The sequence below is a fragment of the Haematospirillum sp. H1815 genome (assembly GCF_012102705.1).
Classification (GTDB): Bacteria; Pseudomonadota; Alphaproteobacteria; order Rhodospirillales; family Rhodospirillaceae; genus Haematospirillum.
Genome location: NZ_JAAVTA010000001.1, coordinates 450,701 through 475,371 on the forward strand (window position 1 = coordinate 450,701; position 24,671 = coordinate 475,371).

At 57.5% G+C, this 24,671-nt stretch carries 33 protein-coding genes, 1 tRNA gene and 1 pseudogene; 20 read left to right on the top strand and 15 right to left on the bottom strand.

All coding sequences use genetic code 11. From position 1 onward, the window contains the following. Positions 1–46: 46 nt before the first annotated feature. Both HEQ60_RS02115 and HEQ60_RS02120 read right to left on the bottom strand, forming a co-directional pair. On the bottom strand, positions 47–289 hold the full coding sequence (locus tag HEQ60_RS02115; protein WP_168068965.1) for a DUF2312 domain-containing protein: 243 nt from the start codon (positions 287–289) through the stop codon (positions 47–49). A gap of 141 nt (positions 290–430) precedes the next feature. Further along, positions 431–1,249, bottom strand: a complete 819-nt coding sequence (locus HEQ60_RS02120) for an N-formylglutamate amidohydrolase (RefSeq protein ID WP_168068967.1) — start codon at positions 1,247–1,249, stop codon at positions 431–433. Between the two features lie 196 nt (positions 1,250–1,445). Here HEQ60_RS02120 and pyk point away from each other — a divergent pair, with 196 nt between their 5' ends. Continuing rightward, entirely contained in the window at positions 1,446–2,870 is a 1,425-nt protein-coding gene (pyk, locus tag HEQ60_RS02125) for a pyruvate kinase (RefSeq protein ID WP_168068969.1), read from the top strand. Between the two features lie 187 nt (positions 2,871–3,057). On the opposite strand, the gene ykgO is transcribed toward pyk, so the two are convergent. Beyond that, positions 3,058–3,183 (bottom strand): type B 50S ribosomal protein L36, encoded by a 126-nt coding sequence (gene ykgO / locus HEQ60_RS02130; protein WP_081628433.1) that lies wholly within the window; start codon positions 3,181–3,183, stop codon positions 3,058–3,060. A gap of 589 nt (positions 3,184–3,772) precedes the next feature. On the opposite strand from ykgO, the gene HEQ60_RS10440 reads away from it, so the two are divergent. Then, positions 3,773–4,444 carry an MFS transporter gene (locus HEQ60_RS10440; protein ID WP_245183694.1) on the top strand — a complete coding sequence of 224 codons (672 nt, stop codon included), beginning with the start codon at positions 3,773–3,775 and terminating at the stop codon, positions 4,442–4,444. Further along, a complete protein-coding gene (locus tag HEQ60_RS10445) occupies positions 4,374–4,640 on the top strand; it encodes a hypothetical protein (RefSeq protein ID WP_209315355.1) in 267 nt (88 codons plus the stop codon). Before HEQ60_RS10440 ends, HEQ60_RS10445 begins: the two co-directional genes overlap by 71 nt. 60 nt (positions 4,641–4,700) lie before the next feature. Here the strand turns inward: HEQ60_RS10445 and HEQ60_RS02140 are convergent, their stop codons facing one another. After that, on the bottom strand, positions 4,701–5,255 hold the full coding sequence (locus HEQ60_RS02140; RefSeq protein ID WP_168068971.1) for an isochorismatase family protein: 555 nt from the start codon (positions 5,253–5,255) through the stop codon (positions 4,701–4,703). Between the two features lie 224 nt (positions 5,256–5,479). Between HEQ60_RS02140 and HEQ60_RS10930 the strand changes: the two genes are divergently transcribed. The 3 genes from HEQ60_RS10930 to HEQ60_RS02155 all read left to right on the top strand — a co-directional run bounded on the left by HEQ60_RS10930 (position 5,480) and on the right by HEQ60_RS02155 (position 8,364). Then, on the top strand, positions 5,480–7,405 hold the full coding sequence (locus HEQ60_RS10930; RefSeq protein WP_168068973.1) for a DEAD/DEAH box helicase: 1,926 nt from the start codon (positions 5,480–5,482) through the stop codon (positions 7,403–7,405). A gap of 33 nt (positions 7,406–7,438) precedes the next feature. Beyond that, a complete protein-coding gene (locus HEQ60_RS02150) occupies positions 7,439–8,179 on the top strand; it encodes an alpha/beta hydrolase (RefSeq protein WP_168068975.1) in 741 nt (246 codons plus the stop codon). A gap of 93 nt (positions 8,180–8,272) precedes the next feature. Then, a tRNA-Ser gene (locus HEQ60_RS02155) sits at positions 8,273–8,364 on the top strand. A gap of 23 nt (positions 8,365–8,387) precedes the next feature. Here the strand turns inward: HEQ60_RS02155 and HEQ60_RS02160 are convergent. The 8 genes from HEQ60_RS02160 to HEQ60_RS02195 form a co-directional block, all read right to left on the bottom strand. Continuing rightward, positions 8,388–8,777 carry a hypothetical protein gene (locus HEQ60_RS02160; RefSeq protein ID WP_168068977.1) on the bottom strand — a complete coding sequence of 130 codons (390 nt, stop codon included), beginning with the start codon at positions 8,775–8,777 and terminating at the stop codon, positions 8,388–8,390. Positions 8,778–8,860: 83 nt separating this feature from the next. Beyond that, on the bottom strand, positions 8,861–9,574 hold the full coding sequence (locus HEQ60_RS02165; RefSeq protein ID WP_168068979.1) for an SAM-dependent DNA methyltransferase: 714 nt from the start codon (positions 9,572–9,574) through the stop codon (positions 8,861–8,863). Then, positions 9,571–10,134 (bottom strand): DNA cytosine methyltransferase, encoded by a 564-nt coding sequence (locus tag HEQ60_RS02170; RefSeq protein ID WP_168068981.1) that lies wholly within the window; start codon positions 10,132–10,134, stop codon positions 9,571–9,573. The genes HEQ60_RS02165 and HEQ60_RS02170 overlap by 4 nt, the downstream gene beginning before the upstream one ends. Beyond that, on the bottom strand, positions 10,134–10,412 hold the full coding sequence (locus tag HEQ60_RS02175; protein ID WP_168068983.1) for a DUF2312 domain-containing protein: 279 nt from the start codon (positions 10,410–10,412) through the stop codon (positions 10,134–10,136). Before HEQ60_RS02175 ends, HEQ60_RS02170 begins: the two co-directional genes overlap by 1 nt. A 164-nt stretch (positions 10,413–10,576) precedes the next feature. After that, the gene (gene ssb, locus HEQ60_RS02180; RefSeq protein ID WP_168068985.1) at positions 10,577–11,005 is read right to left on the bottom strand and encodes a single-stranded DNA-binding protein; all 429 of its coding nucleotides are present in this window, start codon (positions 11,003–11,005) and stop codon (positions 10,577–10,579) included. A 12-nt stretch (positions 11,006–11,017) separates the two neighbouring features. Beyond that, on the bottom strand, positions 11,018–11,359 hold the full coding sequence (locus tag HEQ60_RS02185; protein ID WP_168068987.1) for a hypothetical protein: 342 nt from the start codon (positions 11,357–11,359) through the stop codon (positions 11,018–11,020). Further along, positions 11,352–11,570 (bottom strand): helix-turn-helix transcriptional regulator, encoded by a 219-nt coding sequence (locus tag HEQ60_RS02190; protein WP_168068989.1) that lies wholly within the window; start codon positions 11,568–11,570, stop codon positions 11,352–11,354. Before HEQ60_RS02190 ends, HEQ60_RS02185 begins: the two co-directional genes overlap by 8 nt. Before the next feature lie 313 nt (positions 11,571–11,883). Next, on the bottom strand, positions 11,884–12,507 hold the full coding sequence (locus HEQ60_RS02195; RefSeq protein ID WP_168068991.1) for an XRE family transcriptional regulator: 624 nt from the start codon (positions 12,505–12,507) through the stop codon (positions 11,884–11,886). A 792-nt stretch (positions 12,508–13,299) separates the two neighbouring features. On the opposite strand from HEQ60_RS02195, the gene HEQ60_RS02200 reads away from it, so the two are divergent. The 8 genes from HEQ60_RS02200 to HEQ60_RS02235 all read left to right on the top strand — a co-directional run bounded on the left by HEQ60_RS02200 (position 13,300) and on the right by HEQ60_RS02235 (position 18,280). After that, the gene (locus HEQ60_RS02200; protein ID WP_167812236.1) at positions 13,300–13,635 is read left to right on the top strand and encodes a hypothetical protein; all 336 of its coding nucleotides are present in this window, start codon (positions 13,300–13,302) and stop codon (positions 13,633–13,635) included. 372 nt (positions 13,636–14,007) lie between these two features. Next, positions 14,008–14,361, top strand: coding sequence for a hypothetical protein (locus HEQ60_RS02205; protein ID WP_168068993.1), 354 nt, complete (start codon positions 14,008–14,010; stop codon positions 14,359–14,361). A 50-nt stretch (positions 14,362–14,411) separates the two neighbouring features. Further along, positions 14,412–15,107 (top strand): DUF1376 domain-containing protein, encoded by a 696-nt coding sequence (locus HEQ60_RS02210; RefSeq protein ID WP_168068995.1) that lies wholly within the window; start codon positions 14,412–14,414, stop codon positions 15,105–15,107. Positions 15,108–15,165: 58 nt separating this feature from the next. Then, positions 15,166–15,948 carry an ATP-binding protein gene (locus HEQ60_RS02215; RefSeq protein WP_168068997.1) on the top strand — a complete coding sequence of 261 codons (783 nt, stop codon included), beginning with the start codon at positions 15,166–15,168 and terminating at the stop codon, positions 15,946–15,948. 4 nt (positions 15,949–15,952) lie between these two features. After that, a complete protein-coding gene (locus HEQ60_RS10935; RefSeq protein ID WP_416046624.1) occupies positions 15,953–16,291 on the top strand; it encodes a Bro-N domain-containing protein in 339 nt (112 codons plus the stop codon). 491 nt (positions 16,292–16,782) lie between these two features. After that, positions 16,783–17,163: a hypothetical protein gene (locus tag HEQ60_RS02225; protein WP_168069001.1), complete on the top strand. Its 381-nt coding sequence runs from the start codon at positions 16,783–16,785 to the stop codon at positions 17,161–17,163. Position 17,164: 1 nt separating this feature from the next. Then, complete coding sequence (locus HEQ60_RS02230; RefSeq protein WP_168069003.1) at positions 17,165–17,521, top strand: Bro-N domain-containing protein; 357 nt, start codon at positions 17,165–17,167, stop codon at positions 17,519–17,521. A gap of 6 nt (positions 17,522–17,527) precedes the next feature. Further along, positions 17,528–18,280 carry a BRO family protein gene (locus tag HEQ60_RS02235; protein ID WP_168069005.1) on the top strand — a complete coding sequence of 251 codons (753 nt, stop codon included), beginning with the start codon at positions 17,528–17,530 and terminating at the stop codon, positions 18,278–18,280. Between the two features lie 29 nt (positions 18,281–18,309). Here the strand turns inward: HEQ60_RS02235 and HEQ60_RS02240 are convergent. The 3 genes and pseudogenes from HEQ60_RS02240 to HEQ60_RS02250 all read right to left on the bottom strand — a co-directional run. Next, a pseudogene (locus tag HEQ60_RS02240) lies at positions 18,310–18,468 on the bottom strand (IS5/IS1182 family transposase); the annotation flags it as partial. Positions 18,469–18,500: 32 nt separating this feature from the next. After that, positions 18,501–19,799, bottom strand: coding sequence for a type II toxin-antitoxin system HipA family toxin (locus HEQ60_RS02245; RefSeq protein ID WP_167812367.1), 1,299 nt, complete (start codon positions 19,797–19,799; stop codon positions 18,501–18,503). After that, positions 19,796–20,089, bottom strand: a complete 294-nt coding sequence (locus HEQ60_RS02250) for a helix-turn-helix domain-containing protein (RefSeq protein ID WP_167804481.1) — start codon at positions 20,087–20,089, stop codon at positions 19,796–19,798. The genes HEQ60_RS02245 and HEQ60_RS02250 overlap by 4 nt, the downstream gene beginning before the upstream one ends. Positions 20,090–20,485: 396 nt before the next feature. Here HEQ60_RS02250 and HEQ60_RS02255 point away from each other — a divergent pair, with 396 nt between their 5' ends. The 6 genes from HEQ60_RS02255 to HEQ60_RS02280 all read left to right on the top strand — a co-directional run bounded on the left by HEQ60_RS02255 (position 20,486) and on the right by HEQ60_RS02280 (position 24,658). Then, positions 20,486–20,881 (top strand): hypothetical protein, encoded by a 396-nt coding sequence (locus HEQ60_RS02255; RefSeq protein ID WP_168069007.1) that lies wholly within the window; start codon positions 20,486–20,488, stop codon positions 20,879–20,881. A gap of 62 nt (positions 20,882–20,943) precedes the next feature. After that, on the top strand, positions 20,944–21,249 hold the full coding sequence (locus tag HEQ60_RS02260) for a hypothetical protein (RefSeq protein WP_168069009.1): 306 nt from the start codon (positions 20,944–20,946) through the stop codon (positions 21,247–21,249). A 2-nt stretch (positions 21,250–21,251) separates the two neighbouring features. Then, entirely contained in the window at positions 21,252–21,605 is a 354-nt protein-coding gene (locus tag HEQ60_RS10940; RefSeq protein ID WP_168069011.1) for a D-Ala-D-Ala carboxypeptidase family metallohydrolase, read from the top strand. Then, positions 21,503–22,150, top strand: coding sequence for a hypothetical protein (locus HEQ60_RS02270; protein WP_168069013.1), 648 nt, complete (start codon positions 21,503–21,505; stop codon positions 22,148–22,150). Before HEQ60_RS10940 ends, HEQ60_RS02270 begins: the two co-directional genes overlap by 103 nt. A 118-nt stretch (positions 22,151–22,268) precedes the next feature. Beyond that, complete coding sequence (locus HEQ60_RS02275) at positions 22,269–22,790, top strand: terminase small subunit (protein WP_168069015.1); 522 nt, start codon at positions 22,269–22,271, stop codon at positions 22,788–22,790. Positions 22,791–22,792: 2 nt separating this feature from the next. Next, on the top strand, positions 22,793–24,658 hold the full coding sequence (locus HEQ60_RS02280) for a phage terminase large subunit family protein (RefSeq protein ID WP_322099271.1): 1,866 nt from the start codon (positions 22,793–22,795) through the stop codon (positions 24,656–24,658). The last annotated feature ends 13 nt before the right edge of the window (positions 24,659–24,671 follow it).

Sequence of the window (24,671 nt, forward strand, 5' to 3'; positions counted from 1 at the left end):
TAGGAGCCTTTCTTCAGGGAAGGATACGTTCCCTTATATACTTTGCTCAGACCCCGACAGCCATACGGTAGAGTGTCAGCAACTGCTCTTCTTCTTCCAGCTCATGGGGCTGCTTTTTACGCAAGCTGATAACCTTTCGTATGATCTTCACATCGTATCCCATTGATTTTGCCTCTCCATAAATGTCCTTTATGTCAGAGGCAATGTTGGTTTTTTCTTCTTCCAGCCGCTCAATACGCTCAATAATTGAACGCAGCTGCTCAGCTGCAGAATTGTCCATACTTTCCATATGCAGATGTACCTCGAATTTGCACGGGCAACAGAGGCAGGAAAAGCCCCTGGCCCCGGACTTGGCCACGGGTTTCACAGTTCCTCTGTCTTACTCCGAACCCTCCGGGTTTGGTCAAGAGAAAGGACGCCCGTGCAGCCATTAATAATGATAAATCCTGTGCACATCAGGGTGACCGACCAACGGATCCAGAACCTCAGCAAGGCGACAGGCCCATACATGCGCCTTGTCCTTGGTATCAATTTCATCCTGCCGGACTTCGATGCCCGCATGGGGTAAACCAGCAGAAGCTGCATGGCGATCAACGGTAAAGGCAATATCACGCCCGCTGTAAGGTTGATTATCCCCAATGCAAAATCCGTCACCGCATGCACGCAGCCCCTCCATCAGTGGAACCGCAAGCCGGGGATCACGATTCCACAAAAGCCCCACCTGCCAAGGACGGGGGGGATGCTCGATCGACAGCAGCTGCGGTGTAAAGGAGTGCATGGAAAGCAAGGCCGGTGGTACCGTAGGACAACGACGCCACATATGAGCCAGCGTGTCAGCCACAGCCTGGTGATAGGGATTGAATATATCCGTTGTACGGACTTCCTGCCCTGCCTCGGATAAACCGCAGTTTCCGGGAATAACGGTCCCGTCAGAGGACACAGGAATTGAATCCGGGTCTCCGGGCAGCCTGTTACAGTCAATGACCAAGCGCGAATAACCACACAAGACAGCAGGCGCATGCAACAAAAGAGATAGGGACATGGTCAGATCAGCAGACCCAATATCCCAGGCGATATGTCTTTGTTGATCGGCGGTAGACAATCCAAGACCACCAAGACAGCGTGGAATGCGGTTGCTGGCGTGATCTGCCACAAGCAACACAGGGGCTTGCCCACCCGGATTAAAAATCTCGAAAGGAGCGGGCTCATCTGCATCAAGCAGCGAGGCAGTATCAAGAAACGTAACCATATCCAGTGTACCAAGGCATAAATTTATAGAAACAACCTAAAGAAAAACGCTTTAGCATCATCACACTCTCCGGCAGAAAATCACAGGTCGCTTTTGCGTCTGTGTCCTGCTAAAAACATGACCTCATAAAAGAATTCAGATGATCACCCGGGACTTCATCAATCCTGCATCACCCTATGAAAAGAACAGTAATTCCATGAGACGCGAACGCCACGCCAAAATCATTGCCACCCTCGGCCCTTCGTCCTCAACGGCCGAACAAATTGAAATGTTGGCACGCACAGGTGCCGATGTTTTCCGGCTGAATTTCAGCCATGGATCACATGAGGACCACCGGGCCCGTTATAATATGATCCGGGCTGCTGAAGAGAAAACCGGACGGCCGATCTCCATTATCATGGACCTGCAAGGCCCGAAACTACGGGTCGGAACCTTTGCCCAAGGGAAGGTTACTCTTGAGAATGGCCAAGATTTTTGTCTGGACATGGATAAAACTCCTGGCGACAAGACCCGTGTCTGCCTGCCACACCCGGAAATTTTCGCCGTACTGAAGGTCGGCACCGAGCTCCTGATGGATGATGGCAAGATCAGGGTACGGGTTACAGCGCGCGGCGAGAATCACGCTATGACAACGGTTGTTGTCGGCGGCACTCTCTCCAACAACAAAGGCCTGAATGTTCCCGGTGAAGTCCTCCCCATTTCTGCCTTGACCGAGAAAGACAGGAAAGACCTCATGTTCGGCCTTTCTCTTGGTGTGGACTGGGTCGCCCTGTCGTTTGTGCAGCGGGCAGAGGATGTTGCTGAAGCACGCGCCCTTACAGGCAATCAGGTTGGTATTATTTCCAAACTTGAGAAGCCACAGGCCATCACAGCCCTGCACGATATCGTAAACTTGTCGGATGCCGTTATGGTTGCCCGCGGCGATCTAGGTGTCGAGTGTCCACCGGAAGTGGTTCCCATCCTGCAGAAGAAAATTCTGTCTGTCTGCCGCCAACAGGGAAAGCCCGTTGTTGTGGCAACCCAGATGCTGGAAAGTATGATCAGCGCCCCCACACCAACCCGGGCTGAAGCATCCGATGTGGCAACAGCTGTCTATGATGGGGCTGATGCTGTCATGCTTTCCGCAGAAACAGCAGCCGGGCAATATCCCGTAGAAGCTGTTTCAATCATGAGCAAAATCATAGCCAGCGTTGAACATGATGAAACATATCGCCAAATTATCAACTCCCATCCCTTGAAACCTGAAAATACCGCTGCTGATGCTATCTGCGCAGCGGCGAGCCAAGTCGCCGCGACGGTTGAAGCTAAAGCAATTGTTACATTTACCTCATCTGGCTCTACAGCCTTCCGGCAAGCCCGGCAACGGCCCCCCGTACCCATTCTGGGCTTGACGCCTGATGTCCGGGTTGCCCGACAACTGGCTCTGGTTTGGGGCATTCACGCCGTGACAGCTGAAGGCGTTCGTGATTTCGGGGACATGGTGCAAAAGGCAACCCGGCTTGCTGAACGGGACCAATTGGCACAAGCTGGAGACAAGGCCGTCATCATTGCAGGTGTCCCGTTCGGTACCCCCGGCAGCACAAATGTCCTGCGCATAGCAGAGATTGGCGACAATCTGTAAGCTCCAAGCCGCGCAGTAAACAGGGTAGCCCTAAACAGGAAAGGGCTACCCTGTTTTGGAGTGGAATAGACACAGACAATAAAAAAGCCACGCTTTTGCGTGGCCCTTCTACGGATACTGATTGCAAAACCTCACCAAGAGATCAAACAAAGCAGGAACCTATCAAAACATAACGCTGCACAAGATATCAGCCCTGACGCACTTTCATGCGCGGATTCTTCTTGTTTATAATGTACACGCGGCCCTTGCGACGAACTACACGGCAGTTCTTGTCACGAGTCTTGGCCGACTTAAGCGAATTCCGGACGCGCATAGCTCCAACACCCTCAAACACTTTCTGGTCTGGAAAGAGCGCGCACACTATATCCTTGCCCCACAGCTGTCAAGCTTCACTTATCTTGGTACATCAGAAATCAAACCAACTTCCCGGATCTGTCACCAGCCACACAAGGGAGACTGTCAGGTAACAGGCCCTAACAGACGAGAGCGCAATCCAATATAAAACAAAAAACAACAGAAAACTACACACATCTCCAAGATCTCTTGGATCAAATATTGCATCATAAGAAGTAAAATATAAAAAAATTATCCCAAGACAGAATTGAATGGGTGGCATGAAAAAAGCAAAAACCACGCTATAGCTTGGCAACAAGGGGATACAATGGCCCAATGCTTTATGAGTTTATCACCCCACATCATTAAGATAGAAGATGATATAAGAATACTACCTCAAATCTATCCTTTTTGGCTACAGGATCCGCTATGCAACGTAAACTGACTTTGACGTTGGCAACGTCGATGATGATGTTTCCCCAGGTGGTGGAAACCATTTACAGCCCGGCGCTGACGCACATTGCGGATGGGCTCCGGGTGAGCGCCGAAATGGCGGCGCAAACGCTCTCTTGTTACTTTCTCGCCTTCGCTCTGGGGGTGGTGGTGTGGGGACGCAAACCACGATCTGTGACCGTTTCGACAGTTATGAGCTGGCGCGGGTGCTCTCGGTGATGGGGATCGCCATGGCGATCAGCCCGGCGATCGGCGTACTAAGCGGCGCCCTGCTGACCCACTATTGGGGATATCAAGGGGTATTCGGTGGCCTGGCGCTGCTGGCGGCCTTGCTGTTGGGTTATGCCGATTGGCAGCTGCCGGAAACGCGCCCGCAGCAGGTTGCCCGAAGTTCGTTTTTCGGCACCCTGGGAAAAATGACAAAGGATGCCGACATTTGGTACAGCGCGCTCCTGGTGGCGCTGTTCAATATCTGCATGTTCAATTATTACCAGTTGGCGCCGTTCCGCTTTGCGGCGCTGGAACTGCCTGCGCAGTGGTTCGGCTATACCGGTCTGGTGCTGGCGGCCGGGGTCGGTATCGGCGCCGCGATCAACACGTTCTTGATCGGTAGACGCTGGCCGCTTACCGCGCTGTTGACGCTGGCGTGTACGCTGTCGCTGATCGGCGGCGTGTTGGCGTTGCTGCTGGAAGCAGACGATGTGGTTTGTGCTGCCGATGATACTTGTAGTAATGGCGTACGGTATCTCAATACCCAATATTCTGGCACGCGCACTGCGCCACTATAAGGACTGCACGGGCACCGCCGGCGCCATCCTTGGCCTGATGTACTATCTGATGCTGGGCGGTGGCCTAGTTCTGGCCGGACTGTCGCAGCAACTGGGCTTGGTACTGACGCTGGGCGGCCCGTGGGCGCTGCTGCTGGCGTGGCGCGTGGTGTGTAACGAGCACCGACTGGCGATGCCGAAAAGCGAACACGCCTGAACAGAGCATCAGACGCCAGCTGGATGCATTAAAGGCATTAACAATGCCCCGTTTCTCCTCCTACCGGATCAAACTGTCCACCAGAGTACGGAAAACTGGGCTATCTGCTGTACCAACCCATTCAAAAAGAAGCATTTCCGTTGTAACAATCTGACAACCCAGCGCTTGCATACGCGCCATAGCAACCTGCTCTTCGTCAGCATGACGCGATGAGCAGGCATCAGAAACCACAAACACACGATAATCCGCAGCCACAAGATCCAGAACGGTCTGGAGAACGGAAACATGGGCCTCTACGCCACCAATAATAACGGATCGCACGGCCTTCCCTGTCAACCGGGTTGCCATAGAATGCTCATCTTGGTCAGTCATACAGGACAGGGTACGTCGGACAACAGAACGATGACCCGAAAGAAGATTGCGCAAATCAGGCATGACAGGCCCAAAGATATCGGGACACAACTCGGTAACAACGGCAGGAATCCCGAACATGGATGCCCCCCTCAGCAATCGGGCACAATTAAAGATAACCTTGCGAGGATTATCAACAACGGGGCACCGACCTTCCTGGACATCAATCACAAACAAGATAGAATCCTGTACCCGCGCCCTCACTACACTACCCTCCCCACTTGGCATTCGCACATATTTAAGGTAGCGCAATGTAGCATTAGCAATCAAAGATAAACATGTTATGACAAGTGACTGCGGCAATGATTGACAGAGCCGGAGGACTATCTATTATCGCCCCCCAAACTCCATGATGATGGAACCGGGCAGCGGCTTGTCCATGCCACCGCCTCTCCATCGCCAACTGTACAGGCCGCGCTGCGACTTCCATGAACTTTGCCGATCTGGGCCTGAGCCCTGAAACACTCCAAGCCGTTACCGAAGTAGGATACTCAACGCCTACCCCCATCCAGGAACAGGCCATCCCTTGGGTTCTTATGGGCCGCGATGTCATGGGCATTGCCCAAACCGGAACCGGCAAAACGGCAAGCTTTACCTTGCCCATGATCGATATTCTTGCCAACGGACGCGCCAAGGCGCGCATGCCCCGGTCCCTTATTCTTGCCCCTACACGAGAGTTGGCAAATCAAGTGGCCGAGAACTTCACCCTATACGGGAAGCATCACAACCTTTCAATGGCGCTGCTTATTGGGGGAGAAAGCTTTACCGAGCAGGAAAAGCTTCTTGACCGGGGCGTCGATGTTCTTGTGGCAACACCTGGCCGGCTCATAGACCTCTTTGAAAGAGGTCGGATCATCCTGCGCGATGTAAAAATTCTGGTTATCGATGAAGCAGACCGCATGCTGGATATGGGCTTCATCCCCGATGTTGAACGCATTGTTTCCCTTTTACCTCCCCTGCGGCAAACCCTGTTCTTTTCGGCAACCATGGATGAGCAAATTCGCAGACTGACAAATGTGTTCCTGAACAATCCCAAGGAGGTCAAGGTCGCGCGCCAGGCTACTGCGGCTGAAACCGTGCTGCAAAAGATGCTTATTGTTCAATCCGGCGCAAAACGGGAAACTCTGCGGCGCATTCTTCAGATGGAAGACGTCCGGAATGCCTTCATCTTTTGTAACCGCAAGCGCGATGTCTCCATTTTGCATCGCTCGCTCAAGAAACACGGCTTTGACTGCGCACAACTGCATGGGGACATGGCCCAATCCGAACGGACTGCAACACTGGCAGCCTTCAAGGCAGGAGAAATCCGGCTGATGGTCTGCTCCGACGTAGCGGCCAGGGGCATTGACATTGCTGATGTGTCCCACGTTTTCAATTTTGATGTCCCTCTCCACGCTGAAGACTACGTGCACCGCATTGGCCGCACAGGTCGCGCCGGACGCGATGGTGTTGCTTGGACCATAGCAACGGAAGAGGATGCTAAGCTGGTTGCCTCTATTGAAAAGCTGACAGGCAAGGAAATACCCCGCATTGCCATTGAAGGAGCAGATCCCGCCGTTCCGTTACCCGAAGTACGGAATGAAAGCAATCCGCGCAGACAGCAAGAAGACATGAGGTCAGACAGCACCCGTGGAGAGCGACGCCCACGTGACAACAGACGACATGAGGGGCGTGGACGTGACAAGACGCACCCTGCCTATGAAGTTGCAGAAATGACTTTTTCTGATAATGCGGTTGCCTTCGGCGGAATAACGCCTGCCTTCCTCCTTGCCCCACTGACACGTACGGAGGAAAATGCCCTGCGCGTGGCATCAGGCCTCACTCCTTTACCCGCTCCTTTCCCTCCTGAAGAGAAAGAGGAAAAACCGGACAGGAACGTAGATCCGAATGCAGACATGACAGAACTGGCAGAAGACCAGAGGCCGTTCGCTGCACACACGGAAGATACAATCGCCCCTGAGGCGAAACACCCTATCAGCACACGCCGTACACGCAAGCGCCCCTCCAGAAAGCGGAACGCATCAGCGTCTGCCGAGCCGGAAAACACGGGGTCGGATTCTGCAGACGAAAATTCCGAGGCCAGTGAAACCCCCAAGAAGGACTCTGCGCCGCGTCGAAAAACGCGCCGCAGTTCCAGTCCAGCCTCTGACGAAGCAAACCAAGCACAGGACAGCGCTACAATAGACGAAGGCGATGGGGCGACATCAAAAACCCCCAGGAAGTCAACACGCCGCCGATCCCCCTCTGCTGCTGGGGCCCAGGAAAAAACCGAAGAGACCGCGCCCACCAAGAAGCTTGCAAAACGGCGCACCCCTGCCAGAATTGCAAAGAAAGCAAAAGAAAAACTGGAATAACAAAGCTACACATAGTCAACAGGGATGTACCCAATGTCTCTTTCCGGGCCAGAATACCGTCACCCCGCCAACTCCACTGTCCGGCAGGCGATCATTTTGTTGCATGGCTATGGTGCTGACGGCCATGATCTTGTCGGACTTGCCCCACAGATGGCAGAAGCCTTGCCAGGGACCGCTTTCTACTCTCCACATGCCCCTGAACCCTGCGAAATGTCTCCTTCAGGTCGGCAATGGTTCAGCCTTGCTTCTTATGATCCAGAGATGATGCGGCGGGCACCGGAAACCATGTCCCCTATCCACGCTCGTCTGCTGCAAGGCGCACGTACAGCAGCACCCTCCCTACAAAGCTTTATTGATAGCATTACTGAGAAAGAGCAGATTCCATTAGAGCGCATTGCCTTGGTTGGATTTTCCCAAGGAGCGATGATGGCTATGCATGTGGCACTGCGACAAAGCACGTCCTTGGCTGCTGTCGTTGGTTTCTCGGGGGCCTTGGTTGGGACGGAAATCCTTCACGATGAAGTCACTTCGCGCCCCCCCATGCTTCTCGTTCATGGCGATGCTGATCCCGTGGTCCCCTACCCGGCAATGGCATTGGCTGAACGGGCCCTGAGGGAGAACTGCGTTGATGTGAATACCGTTACATGCCAAGGATTGCCTCACGGTATTGACAAGCATGGACTGTCCCATGCTATCCGCTTTCTGAAGCAAAGCTTTGCTCTTGGAGATCATAAAGCGGATCATCTGCATGACCTAGAAACACGTGAGTCCTGAAAAAATTTCAGGGCCTTCCTTTAACATATTGACCTCTAGTTCATATTTCGATAGAAAGCACCGTGTTCAGCGTCATGCGCCATGTGAATTCAAGGAGCGGTGGGTGAGTGGCTGAAACCAGCAGTTTGCTAAACTGTCGCACGGGGTAACTCGTGCCGAGGGTTCGAATCCCTCCCGCTCCGCCATATTAGCCCTCTAACGCCTTGATTTATAAGGCTCTGAAAAAAGAGAAGCGGCGCTGTCCCACACTTTGTCCCACACTTTGCCGCGATAAGAATCGGCGCACCATCTTTGGGCCTGCTTTTGTGGAGGCACTCCGCCGCCCTCTTTTGCCCTGGCCTGTTCCCTCCCGACCGTCTCCCACCGCGGCGAGTACAGCGACAATGAGTTCTTCGCGCATCCGCCGCAAGGCCCGGAGATCCATCAGAGCGAAGAGCCCATACACCAGGGCATTGATGATGGCGGCACCCATTGCCAGCCCGGTTGCAATCTGTGACCAGAGCGGGCGCTGCAGATAGACGCTCACGCCGCCCGTAACCACATCCTTGACCAGCAGGCCCATCATCAGCCAGAGCGCAATGACCAGAACCCACGGCACCGTCGGCACCTTCGGTGGTATGTTTATACTTATCCGCATACCGTTCCGGGGGAGGCATGAAGGATCTTGTCCCCGCGCTGGGCTCATTTTGCAGCCCTCGCCTGCACGCGCTTGGTCTTGAGGGCGCGAACAGCCTGGATGGTTTCAAGCGGGTCATAATCGCCGGGCTTTTCAAGTGTGGCACGGCATGGCGGAATGTGGCGCAGCGGCGGTTGCCCGGTCTGTTGTTTGTTGATCACCAGCCAAGCGTAAGCGGTTGCCGTCGAAGTGTCCGGCGCAACCAGCCCTTCTTCCATCGGAAGCCGCTCGACGAACGGAGCGACCGTGATATGCCCGCGCCACGGCTTCCAGATGCTGTGCCAACGCTCGATGCCTTCCAGAAGTTGAAGGCGCCCCAGCATGGCTATGCCACACCGGGCTTGTGACAGGCCTATGCGGATAAAATCACCGACGTGCCGAAAGGGCGGGTTTGTGATGACCCAGTCAGCCGCGGCAAAGGGAGGTGGCGTCTGGTGCGGGCTTTCGAGCGCCAGGAAATCGAAAGGGGTCCCGAAGCCTCTGGGTACAATGTCGCTGGCCTCGACACAGGCCGCGTATTCCGCCAGGGCGCGGGCCATATGACCGCCGCCACAGGCTGGCTCCCAAACACTCTGGCCGCGCAGGTCCAGAATATGTTCGCAGAGCGCCCGCGTACCCCACGGGGGTGTAGGAAAATATTCGTGGCGGTCCAGACCCGTCCCGGAAAATCGTTGTGCCATGACCGCCTGGGCCACGGGCTTTGTTCGTGTCGCGTTCATGCGCTGACGCTCCCCCATTGCGCGGCCATGGCTTCGGCGATCCCGGGATAAGTCCGGCTGCGAAGCTTCCAGCGCTCGGGCGATGGCGGCATGTGATGGATGCGTGCTTGCCGTCCTTCAACAACGTGGGTGGGCTGCAACAGCGGCAAGCCTTTCAGCCACAGACACGTAGCCTTGGTTTCCCCGTGACCGAATTGCCATGGCTGGATGATCTGATCCGGCTTCCGCCAGAGCCTTGACAGAACCGAGATCGGATTCTCTATGGCGATGCGCGGAATAGCACTGCGGGCCAGATGCATGACGAAGGATACGGCGGCTTGTTGCCGCCCGTCCTGACGCTTGGCCTCGAAATGCCGTGCGCCGGACACAGCCAGGTCCGTACACGGCGGATGGAAAACCGCCAGGTCCCACGGGTAGTCCAGAACGTCACTGACGTCCCCTTGGTAGTGCGGTCCGGGCGCTTCCGTCTCAAGCAGGTCACAAGATAAAGCCTCATGACCCGCCGCCCGGAATGCGTCGCGCACGGTGCCGGAAAATTCACACCCGATGAGCACGCGCATCAGTCCGCCCCTGCGCTGGCAAGCCGTTCCAGGGGAGCTATTGCCAGCGCCATCCGATAGAGCGCGAGAAGTTGTTCTTCTTCCTCAAGCTCATGCGTGCTCTTTCGCCGCAGGCTGATAAGCTTACGAATGATCTTTGCATCGAAACCTGTTGATTTTGCTTCGCTGTAGACTTCTGCGATGTCGGCGCAAAGGCCGCTTTTCTCGTCTTCGAGCTGCTCAATACGCTCGACGAAAGACCGCAGCCGATCAGCGGCGGATGTATCCATTGCTTCCATGGCGCATCTCCCCTTACTTTCCGCACCGGCAGGACAGGTAACCTGTGTATCGCTCAAGGAAGGAGATGAGGTTGAGCAGGGTGCTCCCCGCACCGCGTCGGCAGGTTGATCCCCCACCACCAAGGCACTTGATGAATGCAAGCAGTCCGTTCATGAGCTTTCCCCTAGAATGGTATGTTGTCGTCTGAAATGCCCGGCAACGCAGACGGTTCGGAGGCGGCGTACGTCTCTCCGCTTTCCTGTGCCGGGCGGTCGAGCAGGAAGATGCTGCCCTTCCATTGCCCGAGGACAATCTCTGTCGAGTAGCGTTCCATATTGTTCCGGTCCGTCCACTTGCGCGTCTGCAAGCTGCCCTCCAGCAGGACCCTCGACCCCTTGTGCAGATATTTTTCCGCCAGCCCGATCAGATTTTCGTTGAAGATAACGACGCGGTGCCATTCGGTTTTTTCGCGGCGCTCTCCGGTCTGGCGGTCTTTCCAGCTTTCCGACGTTGCGAGGGAGAGGGTGACAACTTTTCCACCCTCTTGGGTCAGCCTTATCTCGGGGTCACCGCCCAGATTACCAAGCAACGTAACCTTGTTGATGCTGTTCACGGCCCCACCCCTTCAGCTTGATTGTGTTCCAAGATGAAGGGCTACGCGTTCGTTATCGTTTCCCGGCGCCTGCGGCGGGTCCGAGACCGCGATGTCGCACGCGATGCCCTCTTTTTTCAGCTCGTCTTGCAGGTAGACCAGAAGCCCGCTCAGGCGTGACAGCCGGTCCTTGCTTTTTTCGGTGTTGGCAAGCTCGCCCAGAATGGTTGCTGTAAGGGAGTCGAGGGAGTGTGGCTCCTGTACCCCGCCGCGGGCGGGGCCAGACGTGAAGAGCCGACCAACACTGTCGATCCGGATTTCACGGCCTGTTTGACCGCACCAACCCCGGATCTCGCGCAGAGTGACCTCAGACATGGCACGCCGCCTTCCGTTCCCGTACGCTTGCCGGGTCTACAATGTTCTGGTCCTCCCAGCGGATGACCTCCGCAACGGGGTAAAGAATGTTGCTGCTGATCTTGATATAGGCGGGGCCACGGCCCAGGCAGCGCCAGTTCGTCAGCGTCGCGCGGGCCATGTTCCAGCGCTGGGCCAGTTCGGTTTGTGTAAGGAATTTGCGGTCTTCCATAGTTTCCTCCGTTGGCTGCACGGCAGCGCAAAAGGCTGCCCGGTTCTTGTGCCGGGTCATCGCTGATGGATGTCAGAGCTACAGCGTGATCAGAAGATCGGGGCCAGGTGATGCCAACGAAGAAGACATGGCGTGCCCTGCTTTGTCGTCATCGCGAGCCAGACTGTAACGATTTTCATCCCCTTGTTTTTGAAAAGAGTGCTTGCCGATGGGTTGCACAAACACTCGATGAGTGAACACAGGTTATGCATTCGCCCGGTGACCGTCAAGGACGTTTTTGCTTATTAAGGAAATAAATGTGCTTTTTTGTTTTTTACATTCGTCGCCCGGACCAGATCACCCGCCCTACAGCAGAGATATTTGAAGTATCTATATTTTCGCCCTCACCGTACGCCGGGTTATCAGGCCTGATATGTACAAAGCCGCTGTTAAATGTGGTGGAAATTCTGCGGACGCCCTTGAATGTGTCTGTGCAAAAGAACAACAGTCCCGGGCGGTCCGGACGAACGTCACGCGTATCGATCAGAATCTGGTCACCGGGTCGCAGGGTGGGCTCCATATCGTCGCTGTCGATAGTCACCGCCCGGAGGTTGGACAGCGGCCGCCGCGTGATGGTGCGCAGGTACTCCGGGTGAAGGGTTAGTGGAAGGTCCATGTCAGAAAACCCATCTATAACAACAGCATGGACAGCCAACTGCCCGTGGATGGCGATAGGCGGTTGGCTACGCCCATTCGCGTCGGAGGCTCCGGTAAGCTCGCTTTCACTCACTCCAAGGGCTTCGGCAAACTGCCGAATCCGAACAATGCTGAGCAGGCTGTCCTCGCCGTTTTCTATCCGCGACATCGTGGTTACCCCGAGGCCCAGCACATCGCCGACCTGCCTTTGGGTTAGCCCCCGGGACTTGCGTAGCCTTCGTATTGTCTTTCCGATCGACATGAGTTGGTCCTTCTTTTTTTGTATTCTGCATAGCCGGGTAAACAGGCTGAGGAAATTCAGGCCTGATAGAAAGTTTTACCAGCAAAGGTTGCCGGATGAAAAAATTATCCGGCGATGATGAAAATTAGCAGCCGTTATAAAGCGGTATAAGCATCATTCAAACGTTATAGAGCAATCTATTAGCCGGATTTTGCAAATTTCGCTTATTGCTGTTCATTTTTGCCCGATCATTGGGCTTGGAGGAACGAATGCCCCGGGATTGGGCGAATCGGTGCAGTCCAGCCGTTTCCGCCCCAGTCGCCTAGGGGCGGAAAGCAACTGGGATGCCTCCCCCCGCGAGCCGTTGATCATAGAGGTTCCGCCGCGTGGAAATGCGCTTGCGCTGAAAATAAGCAGTAATTTTCCATTAACATATTGATTGTAAAGAATTCACCTTATGCTCCGAGCATTGCTCGGCATGTGCAGAGGCATTCCCAAACAAAAAAACAGCCATGACGGCCAGGCTAATCCATTGATTAAAAAGAAATTATGCTATGCCCGCGCATGCGTACGCGTTAAAAATCCAACCAACTAAATAAATAACTAAAAAAATAAAAAATTAAAACAGGCGCACGCACGCGCGTGTATGGGCAGGTGGGGGTGGACGCGGTACGACATTCAGAAAATAAGATTCCTTAATTTGCATTTTTTCCTTGAATAGCAACTTATCCTGCGTTACCACCATGGGTAACGCCCCTGATACGGGCTTCACCGCCAAACCACCCGGAACAAACCCACCAGTAGGAGGTCACCATGACCGCCCACAGCGCCCCTGCACGCGTAGCCGTCAGAGAAGTCGTCCCCGTCAGCAAGAAAGTCGTGCCGGTTGATCTGCTTGGCGCGCTTACTCGTGCCGTCATCGATCAGGACGGATGCACCTGGCTCTATCTCGCCGATGTTTGCGCGGTAATCTGGGAGACTGCCGAGATTGAAATGACCCCCGAATTCATGCAGTCCGACTATTTCGCCGCCACCCCGGACGGCGCCATGCTGCTCAGCGGCACGGTCCCGATCGCCATGCACGGCGACGTTATCGGGGTTGTACGGTTCAGTGACGAAGGTCTTGAGTGCTCTCCGGGTCATCTGTGATACCCGGTCAACCGTAGCGGCACCGGGCAGCCCAGCGCAGAGACAAACCACAGGGGCGGACGTTTGAGATCCGTCAGGGAGCAGGCCATGAATGCAACGTGTACCCCATTCACAAAAAATATTGACAGGGCGCAAAGCTGCCGACACAGTGCGAACGTCGTGGCAAATTCCACGACCGGGTTTCACAGCTCGCACTACAAAAGGCGCCCGAACCGTGCCAATAAAAGCGCGGTTTTCCTATGGTCGGGCGCACAGGAGAGCCTTCGGGCTCGCCGTTTACCTTTTGGCGGTACTGTGAATCCTGTACGTCCGGCCACCAAGTTTCACAGCGCGGTGGCTGGGTTCCGCAACCCGATCAAAAGGAGGTTCGCCATGCGCGACCACAGCACCCCTGCGCACGCTCCCACAAAAACCGTTGTTCCGCTTGCCCTCTCGGGCCACCCCGTCCGTACCATCGTTGATGAAGACGGCTGCACCTGGTTCCAGTTCGCCGACGTATGCTGGGCTTTGGCGGTGCACGAGCCGTTTGACGAGGCCGCCGAGGCCTTGGGCCCCTGCTATTCCGGCGTCACGCCTGACGGCATCACCCTGATCAGTTCCGAAGGCCTTGCCTGCCTGATGGCCGATATTGCGGAGAGAAAGGCGGCAGAAAAGAACAAGCGCCGGTCCGCACGGCTTTCCCACTCTGTCGCGGCCACCCCTGACAGGGTCCCCGCCTGCGGCTGATACAGCCCGTTTACAGCGACATTCGTCTCCACATGGAGGGGGAGGACAGCATGACCTGCTATCCATTCCACATCGACGCCTACATGAAGGCGGCTTATCATCTGACCTGGGACGAGGATATAGCCTACAGGCGGCTGCTGGACCTGTATTACACCACCGGCAAGCCTCTTCGACTGGACCGCCGCGACCTGTATCGGCGGGTCCGCGCAACTACGCGCAAGCAGAAAGCCGCCGTGGACCGTGTTCTTGAAGAGTTCTTCGTCCAAACGCCGGACGGCTGGCGCCAGCCACGGTGCGACCGCGAGCTTGAGGCCGCACGGCTGCGGCGGGAACGGGCGGAACAAGCGGCAAAGGCACGCTGGAGCCAAAATAAAGAGACCGATGCACTACGGCCAGAGGGCAAGCCAACTCCCGCAGAACCGGCGCCGGGGGCAAAGGTTGCCGCCAAAAAGCCCAGGAAGCCGGAAACCCCGGTGCCCCCCGATTTCTGGCCCGACGAAACCGGGTGCGAGATTGCGGCGAAACACGGCGTAGACCTGGCGCGGGAGAGCGCGCGGTTTATCAGCTATCACCAGTCAAAAGACAGCCGTATGCGTGATTGGCAAGCCGCGTGGCGGGGGTGGTGCATGCGGGCGCAGGCGTTTTCGTACCCGGCCCGGGCAGCCCAGCGCGGCACATCACGTCACAGCGGCTTTGATGCCTTGGATTATCGAGCGGGGATTAACACCGATGGAACATTCGCCTGACCTGACCCCTTTGTCTGAACCCACCGCTTTCCCGGCTCCCACTGCGGCGAGGGAGCACATGCAGACGTGCGACCGCCACGGGGCGTACCGGAATACGGGGGTGCAGCTGCGCGATGAAATCCTGTGGGTCGGCTGTCCCCGCTGCAATGCCGAGGCAACCGACAGGCGGCGGCGCGAGGCCGAGGAACGACGCCTGTCGGAGTGGCGGCAACAGCGGGCAAAGGCCGAGGAGGAACGCATGCTTGCAGTTATCCGCGCCGCCCGGATTCCGCTCCGTTTTTCAGGGTTCGGCCTTGAGTGCTTTGAAGCTGTATCTTCGGGTCAGAAGCAGGCCCTGTCCGTCGCCCGCAACTATGCCGAAGCCTTGATAGAGGGGCGCACGGGTGGACGGGGCCTTGTGTTCTCCGGTCGTCCGGGAACCGGGAAAACACACCTGGCTGCCGGAATCCTGCAAGCCGTTCTGCCGGGTCGCCGGGGGCGCTACATGACGGCGCCCGACCTGATACGGGCTGTTCGGGCAACGTGGCGCCCGGAATCGCCGGAACGCGAGGACGAGGTTCTGGAACGCCTCACCGCCTTTGATGTGCTTGTGCTCGACGAAGTTGCGGTCAACAGCGGTACTGAAAATGAGCAGACCATCCTGTTTGAACTGATCGACCGCCGTTACCGGGCTCTGATGCCAACCGTCCTTGTGACCAACCAAGACCGTGCCGGATTACACCGTGCCCTGGGCGAACGCAGCTTCGACCGCCTGACCGAGACCGCCCGCTGGGTGGTATTCGACTGGCCAAGCCGCCGCCCCGGCATGCAGGGTCTGACACCGTGCAGGGGAGTAGCGTGAGATGATGTACCGGGCAAAAACGAAGCACGCTGATTTGAAAGGCGTTTTCTTCAGGGACCGGCTTCTCCGGTACCTCGAAGATAGTGGCGTTCGCATCTTCAAGAGCCTCTCTTATTCAAAGCAGTGGTGGTTTTTGGCCCAGGATGTATGCCGGCTTCTGGAGATCCGCAATTCCCGGGCGACACTAGCCCGCCTTGATGAAGATGACAAGGATACCCTCACTGTTGGCACCCCTGGATCCACTCGGGCACTGACCATAATGAGTGAAGATGGCGTGCGCAGACTGGTGCGGACCGGGCGCACATCAGGGGCAAGGTGGGCGAGACGGCGGATGAAAGACTGATGACCATTATCAACAAGCCCAGCCTGATTCCGGTCGTTTCCCTTGATGAGCCGGGCGGTCCAGGGTACTATTCAAAAGTGGCCGGACGCCCAGGAATACAAGTAAGCGACTGTGATCCGCCTTGTATGGTTATCGCCTGTACGTCCGTCCACTTTCAGCGGCAACGACTGGTGAGCACGTTTAGTACCGTCCCGGATCGGGACGGTATTCCGGGCCGCCTGATTCCATTCACAAAAAATATTGACAGGGCGCAAGGCTGCCGACAGAGTGCAGACGTCGTGGCAAATTCCACGACCGGGGTTCGACTCCCGCACTACAGTAGGCGCCCGAACCGTGCCGATAACAGCACGGTTTTCCTATGGTCGGGCGTGCAGGAGAACCTTCGGGTTCGCCGTTTTCCTACTGGCGGTAAGTCGAATCCTGTACGTCCGGCCACCACGCTTCGACTCGCGGTGGTCGGGTTCAACAACCCGATCAGTAGGAGGTTCGCCATGAGCGACCACAGCACCCCTGCGCGTTTGTCCGATCAACTCATTTACACATCCGCCCATATTGGCCGCTCCGTCCGTTGTGTCATGACCCGGGACGGCGGTCTGTGGTGCTGGCTCTCCGATGTCGTGGAGATTCTGGCGCAGCCCGAGTGGCTTGATAACGCCCGCTGCCTGGTCGAAGACGAAGCCTGGCTTTCCCTTGCGCGGGCCTGCCAGGGTTCGGCACCGGACGGCGCCAGACTGGTCCACCACGACGGGCTTGAGTGCATTGCAGACGCCTTATCGAAACTGGAAAAGGCGAGCCGGAAAGAGCGGTCCCGGGCACGGGTTCCCGGCTCTGCCGAAAAAACATCCACGTATACATTAGAGGGAGTAGCGTGACATGGGTAATATCGTTCCATTTTCTTTTGAAGGGCACAGTGTCCGCACCATCATCGATGAGAACGGCGCGTCATGGTTTAATGCCTCCGATGTTTGCGACGCCCTGGAGATGGGCAATCCGTCTCAGGCAATCAAGTCTCACATCGATGTAGAGGACCTCCAGAAATTGGAGATCCTCGATAACCTTGGGCGTACACAGCATGCCAATCACGTCAATGAGTCCGGCCTTTACGCCCTGATCCTCGGCAGCACCAAACCCGCCGCAAAGCGGTTCAGGAAGTGGGTAACCAGCGAAGTCCTTAGGCACATATCCTTGTTCACACCAGGAAATGATCATTACATCGTAAAAGGGGAGTAACGCGTTATGGGTAACATCATTCCATTTTCTTTTGAAGGTCACGGTGTCCGCACCATCGTCGATGAAAGCGGGCAGCCGTGGTTCGTGGCTTCCGATGTATGCTTGGCGCTGGAAATCAGCAATTCGCGGGATGCCATTTCTCGCCTGGATGACGATGAGAAGAACGTCGGTATTGCCGACACCCCCGGTGGTCCGCAGGAAATGAACATCATCAACGAGTCCGGCCTGTACTCGCTGATCCTGACAAGCCGCAAACCCGCCGCAAAGCGGTTCAAGAGGTGGGTAACCGGCGAAGTCCTCCCCTCGATCCGCAAGACCGGGTCTTATGGCGCGGACAACGTGCAGTACCTCAACGACCCGAGCTGGCTGCGCGGGGCCTTGATCACCTATACAGAGCGGGTCGAGCGTCTGGAACGCCAGGCCAATGACAACGCGCCAAAGCTACAGGCCTATGACCTGATCGCCACCAGTGATGGCTCCCTGTCCGTGACGGAGGTCGCCAAGCTGCTACAGCAGCGCCCGCGTGACCTGTTCACATGGCTGGCCATGAAAAAGTGGCTGTACCGTCGTGCCGGTGGCCGCTCCTGGATCGCCTACCAAAGCCGCATCCAGAGCGGATTCATGGAGCACAAGATAACCGAGGTCACGCAGCCCGACGGCCAGCCCCGCTTCATCGAACAGGCCCGCATCACGCGTCGGGGCTTGTTGCGGCTGGCCCAGGCCTTTGGCGTTGACCTGCCCGAAACAGCCACAGCCTGATAGAAAGGACTTAGGCCGTAAACTCATAAATCGGCCAGCAGGGTCGATCCGTCACCCAATTCTCCATCCAGCAAGGCCTCGGCCTCGACGCTGTCGTGGACCTGCCCGGCGGTCAGACGCAGGGTGACGGAACGTCCCATGCCACCATCGTCTTCGCTTTCTTTCGTGACTCCGTTCTGGTGAATGCGGGCAACTGCCCATGTTCGGGTAAAAGAGACCATCACTCGATTTCAGGAGCTGGTGCCGCCATCAGAATCTTCCGGCAATCGGCAGCTCTTGCGGTGAGGACATCGGAAAGCCGCTGCAAAATCGCGTTGTCGAGACCGTCGGCTCGGGCCGTCTTGATGACGTCGGCCAGTGCGTCGGGAAGCCGCTCGGCGAGTTCCAGGCAATTCGCGCGCACCTGCTCCCCACCCAGTCGAACCGATGACGCCAGCTTGTTCCAATGCCGCAGCGAGATATCGTCGAGGAGATATTTGCCCCCGATTTTCATCGCCAGATTGAGCTTTTTGAAATCGAAGTCATAGGGAAACGTGCTGGCAATGTCGTAGAGCGGTGCGAGACGAGCGCGCCCACCTGCACCGATCAGCACGGAATAGTTCTTCGCATGAGCATCCGTCCCGCCAATGATCCAGTTGAGCGCGATTGCCTGAATGAATGTCCAGACATCGTCGATCGGCCGACTGGAATAGGTTCGCAGGAGCTCGACAATCGGCTGCGCTCCCGGCCCACCTTCATTCTCGTATTTTCTGGTCGGTGGCAGTCCCAGCGCCTGGCACATGTCCTCCTGGTGCAGGCGACGGATCGTATCCCCCACGCTCACGCGGTCGTAGCGCTCGACGACGATCGCCACCTCACCCTCGAATACGCAGACTTGCGACGCGGCAGCGGGCAGTCGAAGGGCCCGTGCTAGAGCGAGGCAGACGTGCTCGTTTTCGGCATGCCCGTCAAAGGCCTCGATCGGCGGTTTGACGATATGGGTGGTAGGGATTCGTCCCGAAGGGACTCCCCAGCGGCCATTCTCGAAGAGGAAGGCTGTTTTCGGCTGCGCGCCTGCGAGGCTGAATTGGCCGGAATCGCGCGCAATGCGCCATGCCGCATGGTCTTTGCGCAAGGTGCGGATGCGCTCTGCTATGTCTTTGTCGTTGAGCCATTCGACTTTCCCGGCAGGCTGCGTGCGAAGGACGTCTGCGCGCTCGGGCTGAACAATCTGGATGGCGCCGGCGCAGTCTTCGCCGACATGGGCAAGCAGCGCAAACGGATTGCGCGGCGAGACCTGGAATCGCTGCCCCCAGCGGGCCAGGATGGCTTCGTTATCGGGGAGAAGGCCCCACAGCCAGGGTTCGATCTTGGCGTGCTCATGCTCGGCGACAACGAGCGGCATGGAAAGCGAGAGCGGATATGCGTCCGGTGTCTGACGCCAGTCGGCGTCGTAGGCGAGCGTGAGACGCGCGCGCTTGTCCTTACGGATCTCGCCCATGATCCGACCATCGACGATGATCGCGAGATGATCGGTCATGGGCGGCGTCCCTTCGCGGCATCGACGACGGCGTCGATGTCGATCGGCGCCACGCTACTATCCTTGCGCATGTGGGCATCGCCGTCGCCATCCACGGCCAGAGCGAGGTCGAGGGCGGCAAGCGTGCGCAAGACGAGCCCCAGCTCCGACCGCGCCTTCCCCTGCTCGATGGCCACAATCCATTGGCGGCCGACGCCGACGCGGCTGGCCAGATCGGTCTGGTTGAGGCCGAGGCGGCGGCGCTGCTGACGGATGACCAGCCCGAGGTCTAAGGGCGTTCGAATATGCATGGCGCTTTGTCCGGTTGTCGTCGTTCGCGGACAATATAGCAATGGCGTCATTCGGCGACAAGTCGAAAAGTCGTCGTTCGTGGACATTATAGCAGTGTCGTCATTCGGCGACATTATAGAATAGCTCGGAACGCGGCTTCGTAACACGACAACATTGACCGCCTGTTCCGTTTCGGTAGAATAATCCATTTCGTTTTTTGCGCTGGGCGCGGGACACAACCATTTTCGCCAAATTTGCTTCCAAGGCTTGACACGATACAACGGGTGGCGCATCGTGCTGCGCAATACACCCCCCACGCCTCTCGAAGACGCGCACCATGGGGGGTAATTTTTTGCCGCCAGGATGCACCAAAAGGGCCTTTGTTTTACTGGGACCCCGGGTTATAAGACACGGCCATGGAACAGGTTGCCGAACTCCCTGAAAGTATTCAGGAAATAGCCAGCGTGATTGGCCGCGACCGGGCGCTTTATCTTGTCGGCAGCCTTGCGCCGTCCGGAAAGCGCAGGTGGAGGCGCATTCTCTACGTTCCCCACCCCCGTAACCTGAAAATGTCCTCGAAAATCGTCGAAATCCTTGGATATGAGGATGCCGCCCGCATCTCCCGCGCGTTTGCCGGGCTGATCCTTCAGCCCGCGAATGGCAACAGTCTCTCCCGCCCCCTGCGTGACAGCCGCATCTGCGACATGGCCCGGAGCGGCGTGCCGACGACAGATATCGCGGCACTGTTCGTTCTCACGCCGCGTCGGATCAGGGACATTCTGAAGCGGGAAAAAGCGCCACAGGACGTATAGGGGCCGGTCTGCCACGCTGCCCGACAGTTGATGACCGATGCCATGGTGTGGAGCGAATGCAGGTGGATCAGATTGTGCCGCGGCTTGCTGCGGTTGAAGCGCGGCTTGATAGTACAGACCGGACCCTGGCCGAAGTCGCCCTTACCCAGCGTGAGATATCACGGACCTTGACCGCGCTCACCGTCCAGGAAGTTGCGCTGGACCGGCTCGGCCAGGAGTCCGTCCGGATGTGGGAGAAGATTTCCGCAGCGGAATCATCGCTGACCCGGATTCAGGCCGAAGCCCGCATTGCCGCCTGTATCGGCTCCTCGTGCCTTACAGGTGCCGTCGCCTACATCATATGGTTGATGCAACATGTGAGGCTTTAACCATGCAGAACTCGACCCACTTCCACCGCCATGAATTCGCCTGCCGCTGTGGATGCGGCTTTGACACCGTGGACGCCGAACTGCTGACAGTTCTCCAGGGCGTGCGGGATCATTTCAAAACGCCGGTAACGATTACATCGGGGTGCAGATGTGCGGGCTGGAACCGTGAAAACGGCGGGCGCCCACAATCCATGCACCTTCTGGGGCGAGCCGCCGACATCATTACCGTCAGCCCACTGCACGCGGTTTATGTGTGGCTGTGCAAGCAGTACCCGTTCCGGCTCGGTCTGGGGCTTTACCCCTCTTTCATCCACATCGACACGCGCACGGGCCCCTGTGCGCGGTGGACACCATAACAGCGGGGCGCGTCATGCAATGGTCTGATGTCGGGCAATGGATCAAGAACAACGGTGGTCATGGGGCGTCGCTGGTAGGGTCTCTTCTGACGGGCAATCTGCCCGCAGCGGTGGCCAGCGGCATCGCCATGGTCAGCAGCGCAACAGGCACAGACAGCCCCGAGGCGGCCTTGCGAGAGCTCCAGAGTAATCCAGCGGCGGTCATCCGCCTGCGCGAGATCAGTCTTGAAGACGATAAATCAACCCGGGCGCATATCGAGGCCATGGCGCGGGCCAACCTGGAAGACAGCCAGCACGCCCATCATGAGACCCAAGAAACCATTCGGGCCGGGGACCGGGCCTCCGACCGCCTGATCCGCTGGATCCGCCCCGGCCAGTCCACCCTGTCTCTGGTCGCGGGCATTGCCTATGTGTGGCAGGCCCCCGCCCCGGACCCGTACGCGATGACGCTGCTGTTCTCGCTGCCCGGCGCCTACTTCGGCCTGCGCGAGTTCGGCAAGGGCGCCGAGCTGCTGGCCGCACGCCGTGGGAGGAGTGTGCCCTGAAAAAAACAGGTACTTCCGCGAGGGGTCCGGCCTGCGGGTGGAAAGGCCCGGGCTTTTATGTGTGCGTGGCCCTTGCCCAAAGGGTTTATTATTATATAGCGAGGCGGCAGGCAGTGCGATGAGTGGCAGAAAAGGAGCGGGCCAGGAGGTCAACCGCACGGCCATCGCTCAGGTATTTGGCGTCGCGCTACCAACAATTGACCAGTGGGTCCAGGTCGGTTGCCCCTTCGTGTCCCGTGGAAGCAAGGGCAAGGCATGGATTTTCAACACCGCCGATGTTGCTGCCTGGCGCGAGGACAGGATCCGGCAGGAAGCAGTGTCAAGTGCGCCTGCCGATGAACAAGAACTGAAGCTCCGTCACCTTCTGGCGGTGACCCGCAAGGCCGAACTGGCGTTGCTCCGTGAAAGCGGTGAACTGGCACCCCTGCCTCAGGTCGAGAAAGCCATCGCTACCGCATTCGCGGAAGTGCGGGCGAACCTGAGGAACATACCGGGCCGGGTCGTCGCCCGCCTCATCGGTGAAACAGACGCCGCCCGCCTGAAAGCCGCTCTTCTTGATGAAATCGACGGGGCTCTTGAAACATTGGCGTCTACCCCCCTGATTTCAGAGGTGGATCTTGAGCTTGAGGAGGAGTCCTGACGGTGACCGAGGGCTTTCCAAACCCGCGCGGCATTCTGGCGGCCATGCGACGGGCACAAGGCTACCTGCGCCCCCCGCCGAAGCTGAAGCCCAGTGAATGGGCCGAGGCCAATATCCGTATACCAATCGGTAATGCGGTCCCCGGCCCCTTGCGCTTCGACAACGCGCCGTACCAGCGCGAGCCCTTGGACATGCTCATGGATCCGGAGTGTCAGCGGGTCTCCATGAAGTGGGGCGCACAGGTCGGCAAAACAACCCTCGCCCTCTGCGCCCAAGCCTACATGATCGCACAAAATCCATGCAGCCAGATCATGATGTTGCCGTCCCAGGGGGACTTGGCAACCTGGCTGGAAACCAAGTTCAACCCCATGGTCGATGCCAATAAAGATTTGCAGGAGCTTCTGGCCAAGCCGCGTGGCAGGGAGGGCGTCAACAACCAGCGAATGAAGTCTTATCCCGGCGGCTTTCTGATGTTTGCATGGAGCGGCAGTCCAAAAACCATGCGGGGGCGTTCCGCGCCGTTCATTGTCTGCGATGAAACCGACGGATATGACCGCACATCCGAAGGCCACCCGGTCGGGCTTCTGTGGCAACGGGCGGCGACATTCGGGGACCAGCGCAAGCTGCTTGAAATCTCGACCCCTACATTGAAGGCGGCGTCGTGGATCGAAAGCGCCTTTATCGCCGGGGACTGCCGTCGCTTCCTTGTTCCCTGCCCGGACTGCGGTCACAGACAGCACCTGTCCTGGTCCGGCGTCCAGTGGAATAAAAGCAGTGACGGCGAACATTTACCGGAGACAGCGTGTTACGTGTGTTCGGAGTGTGGCTCTCTTTGGGATGACGGGCGCCGCATTGCAGCCATCCGGCTTGGTGAATGGAAGGCCGAGCGCCCTTTCCGAGGCCATGCCAGCTATCATCTGAACGAGTTATACTCGACGTTCAGGCATATGCGCGACATTGTCCGCTCCTTCCTAGACAAAAAAGCAGCGGGCGACCTGCAAACATTTGTCAATGTCTCGCTCGCCGAGACCTGGGAGGAAGACGGGCAGCAGGCCTCTGCAATGGATTTGATGCAGAGGGTCGAGGTTTTCTCTGCTCCTGTGCCCGAGGGCGGCCTGATTCTCACGGCTGGCATTGACATGCAGCAGGACCGCCTTGAAATGGAGGTGGTTGCCTGGGGTGCGGATGAGGAAAGCTGGTCCGTCGATTACCTTGTTTTGTGGGGTGATCCACTTGGCGCGGCTGTATGGGCGGAGCTGGACCAGGCCCTCAATGAAACCTACCTGCACCAGTCCGGGGCCCAGCTTGCAATCAGTGCCGCTTGCTTGGACACCGGTGGCGGGCGGGGCCATACCTCTGCCGCCTATGACTACGTGAGGCGGCAAAACGGTCGCCGCGTATTCGCCATCAAGGGGGTCGGAGGTTTCGGGCGGCCCCTGGTCTCACCGCCAAGCCGCACGCGGTCCATACGGGGCGAGCGTCCGATCAATCTTTTCGGTGTTGGTGTCGACGAAGCCAAGATCATGATCATGCGGCGCCTGGAGGTCAACACGCCGGGCCCGGGCTACAGTCATTTTCCCGCCGACCGGAGCGCAGAGTACTTCCACCAGCTGACCGCCGAAAAACTCATTACACGCTACGTAAAAGGCTTTCCCCACCCCGAATGGCACAAGACGCGGCGCCGTAACGAGGCCCTTGATTGTCGCGTCTACGCCTTGGCCGCCCTGAAAATCCTGAACCCGAAATTCCATAAACTTGCATCCCGCACCGCGCTGGGCCGTGGGGAAATAGCGCCACAGGACAGCGCCGATCCCGGGCTCCACCATACTGCGCGACGGTCGCGATTTCCCACGCGACGGCGGGAATAAACAGGTTTACAGG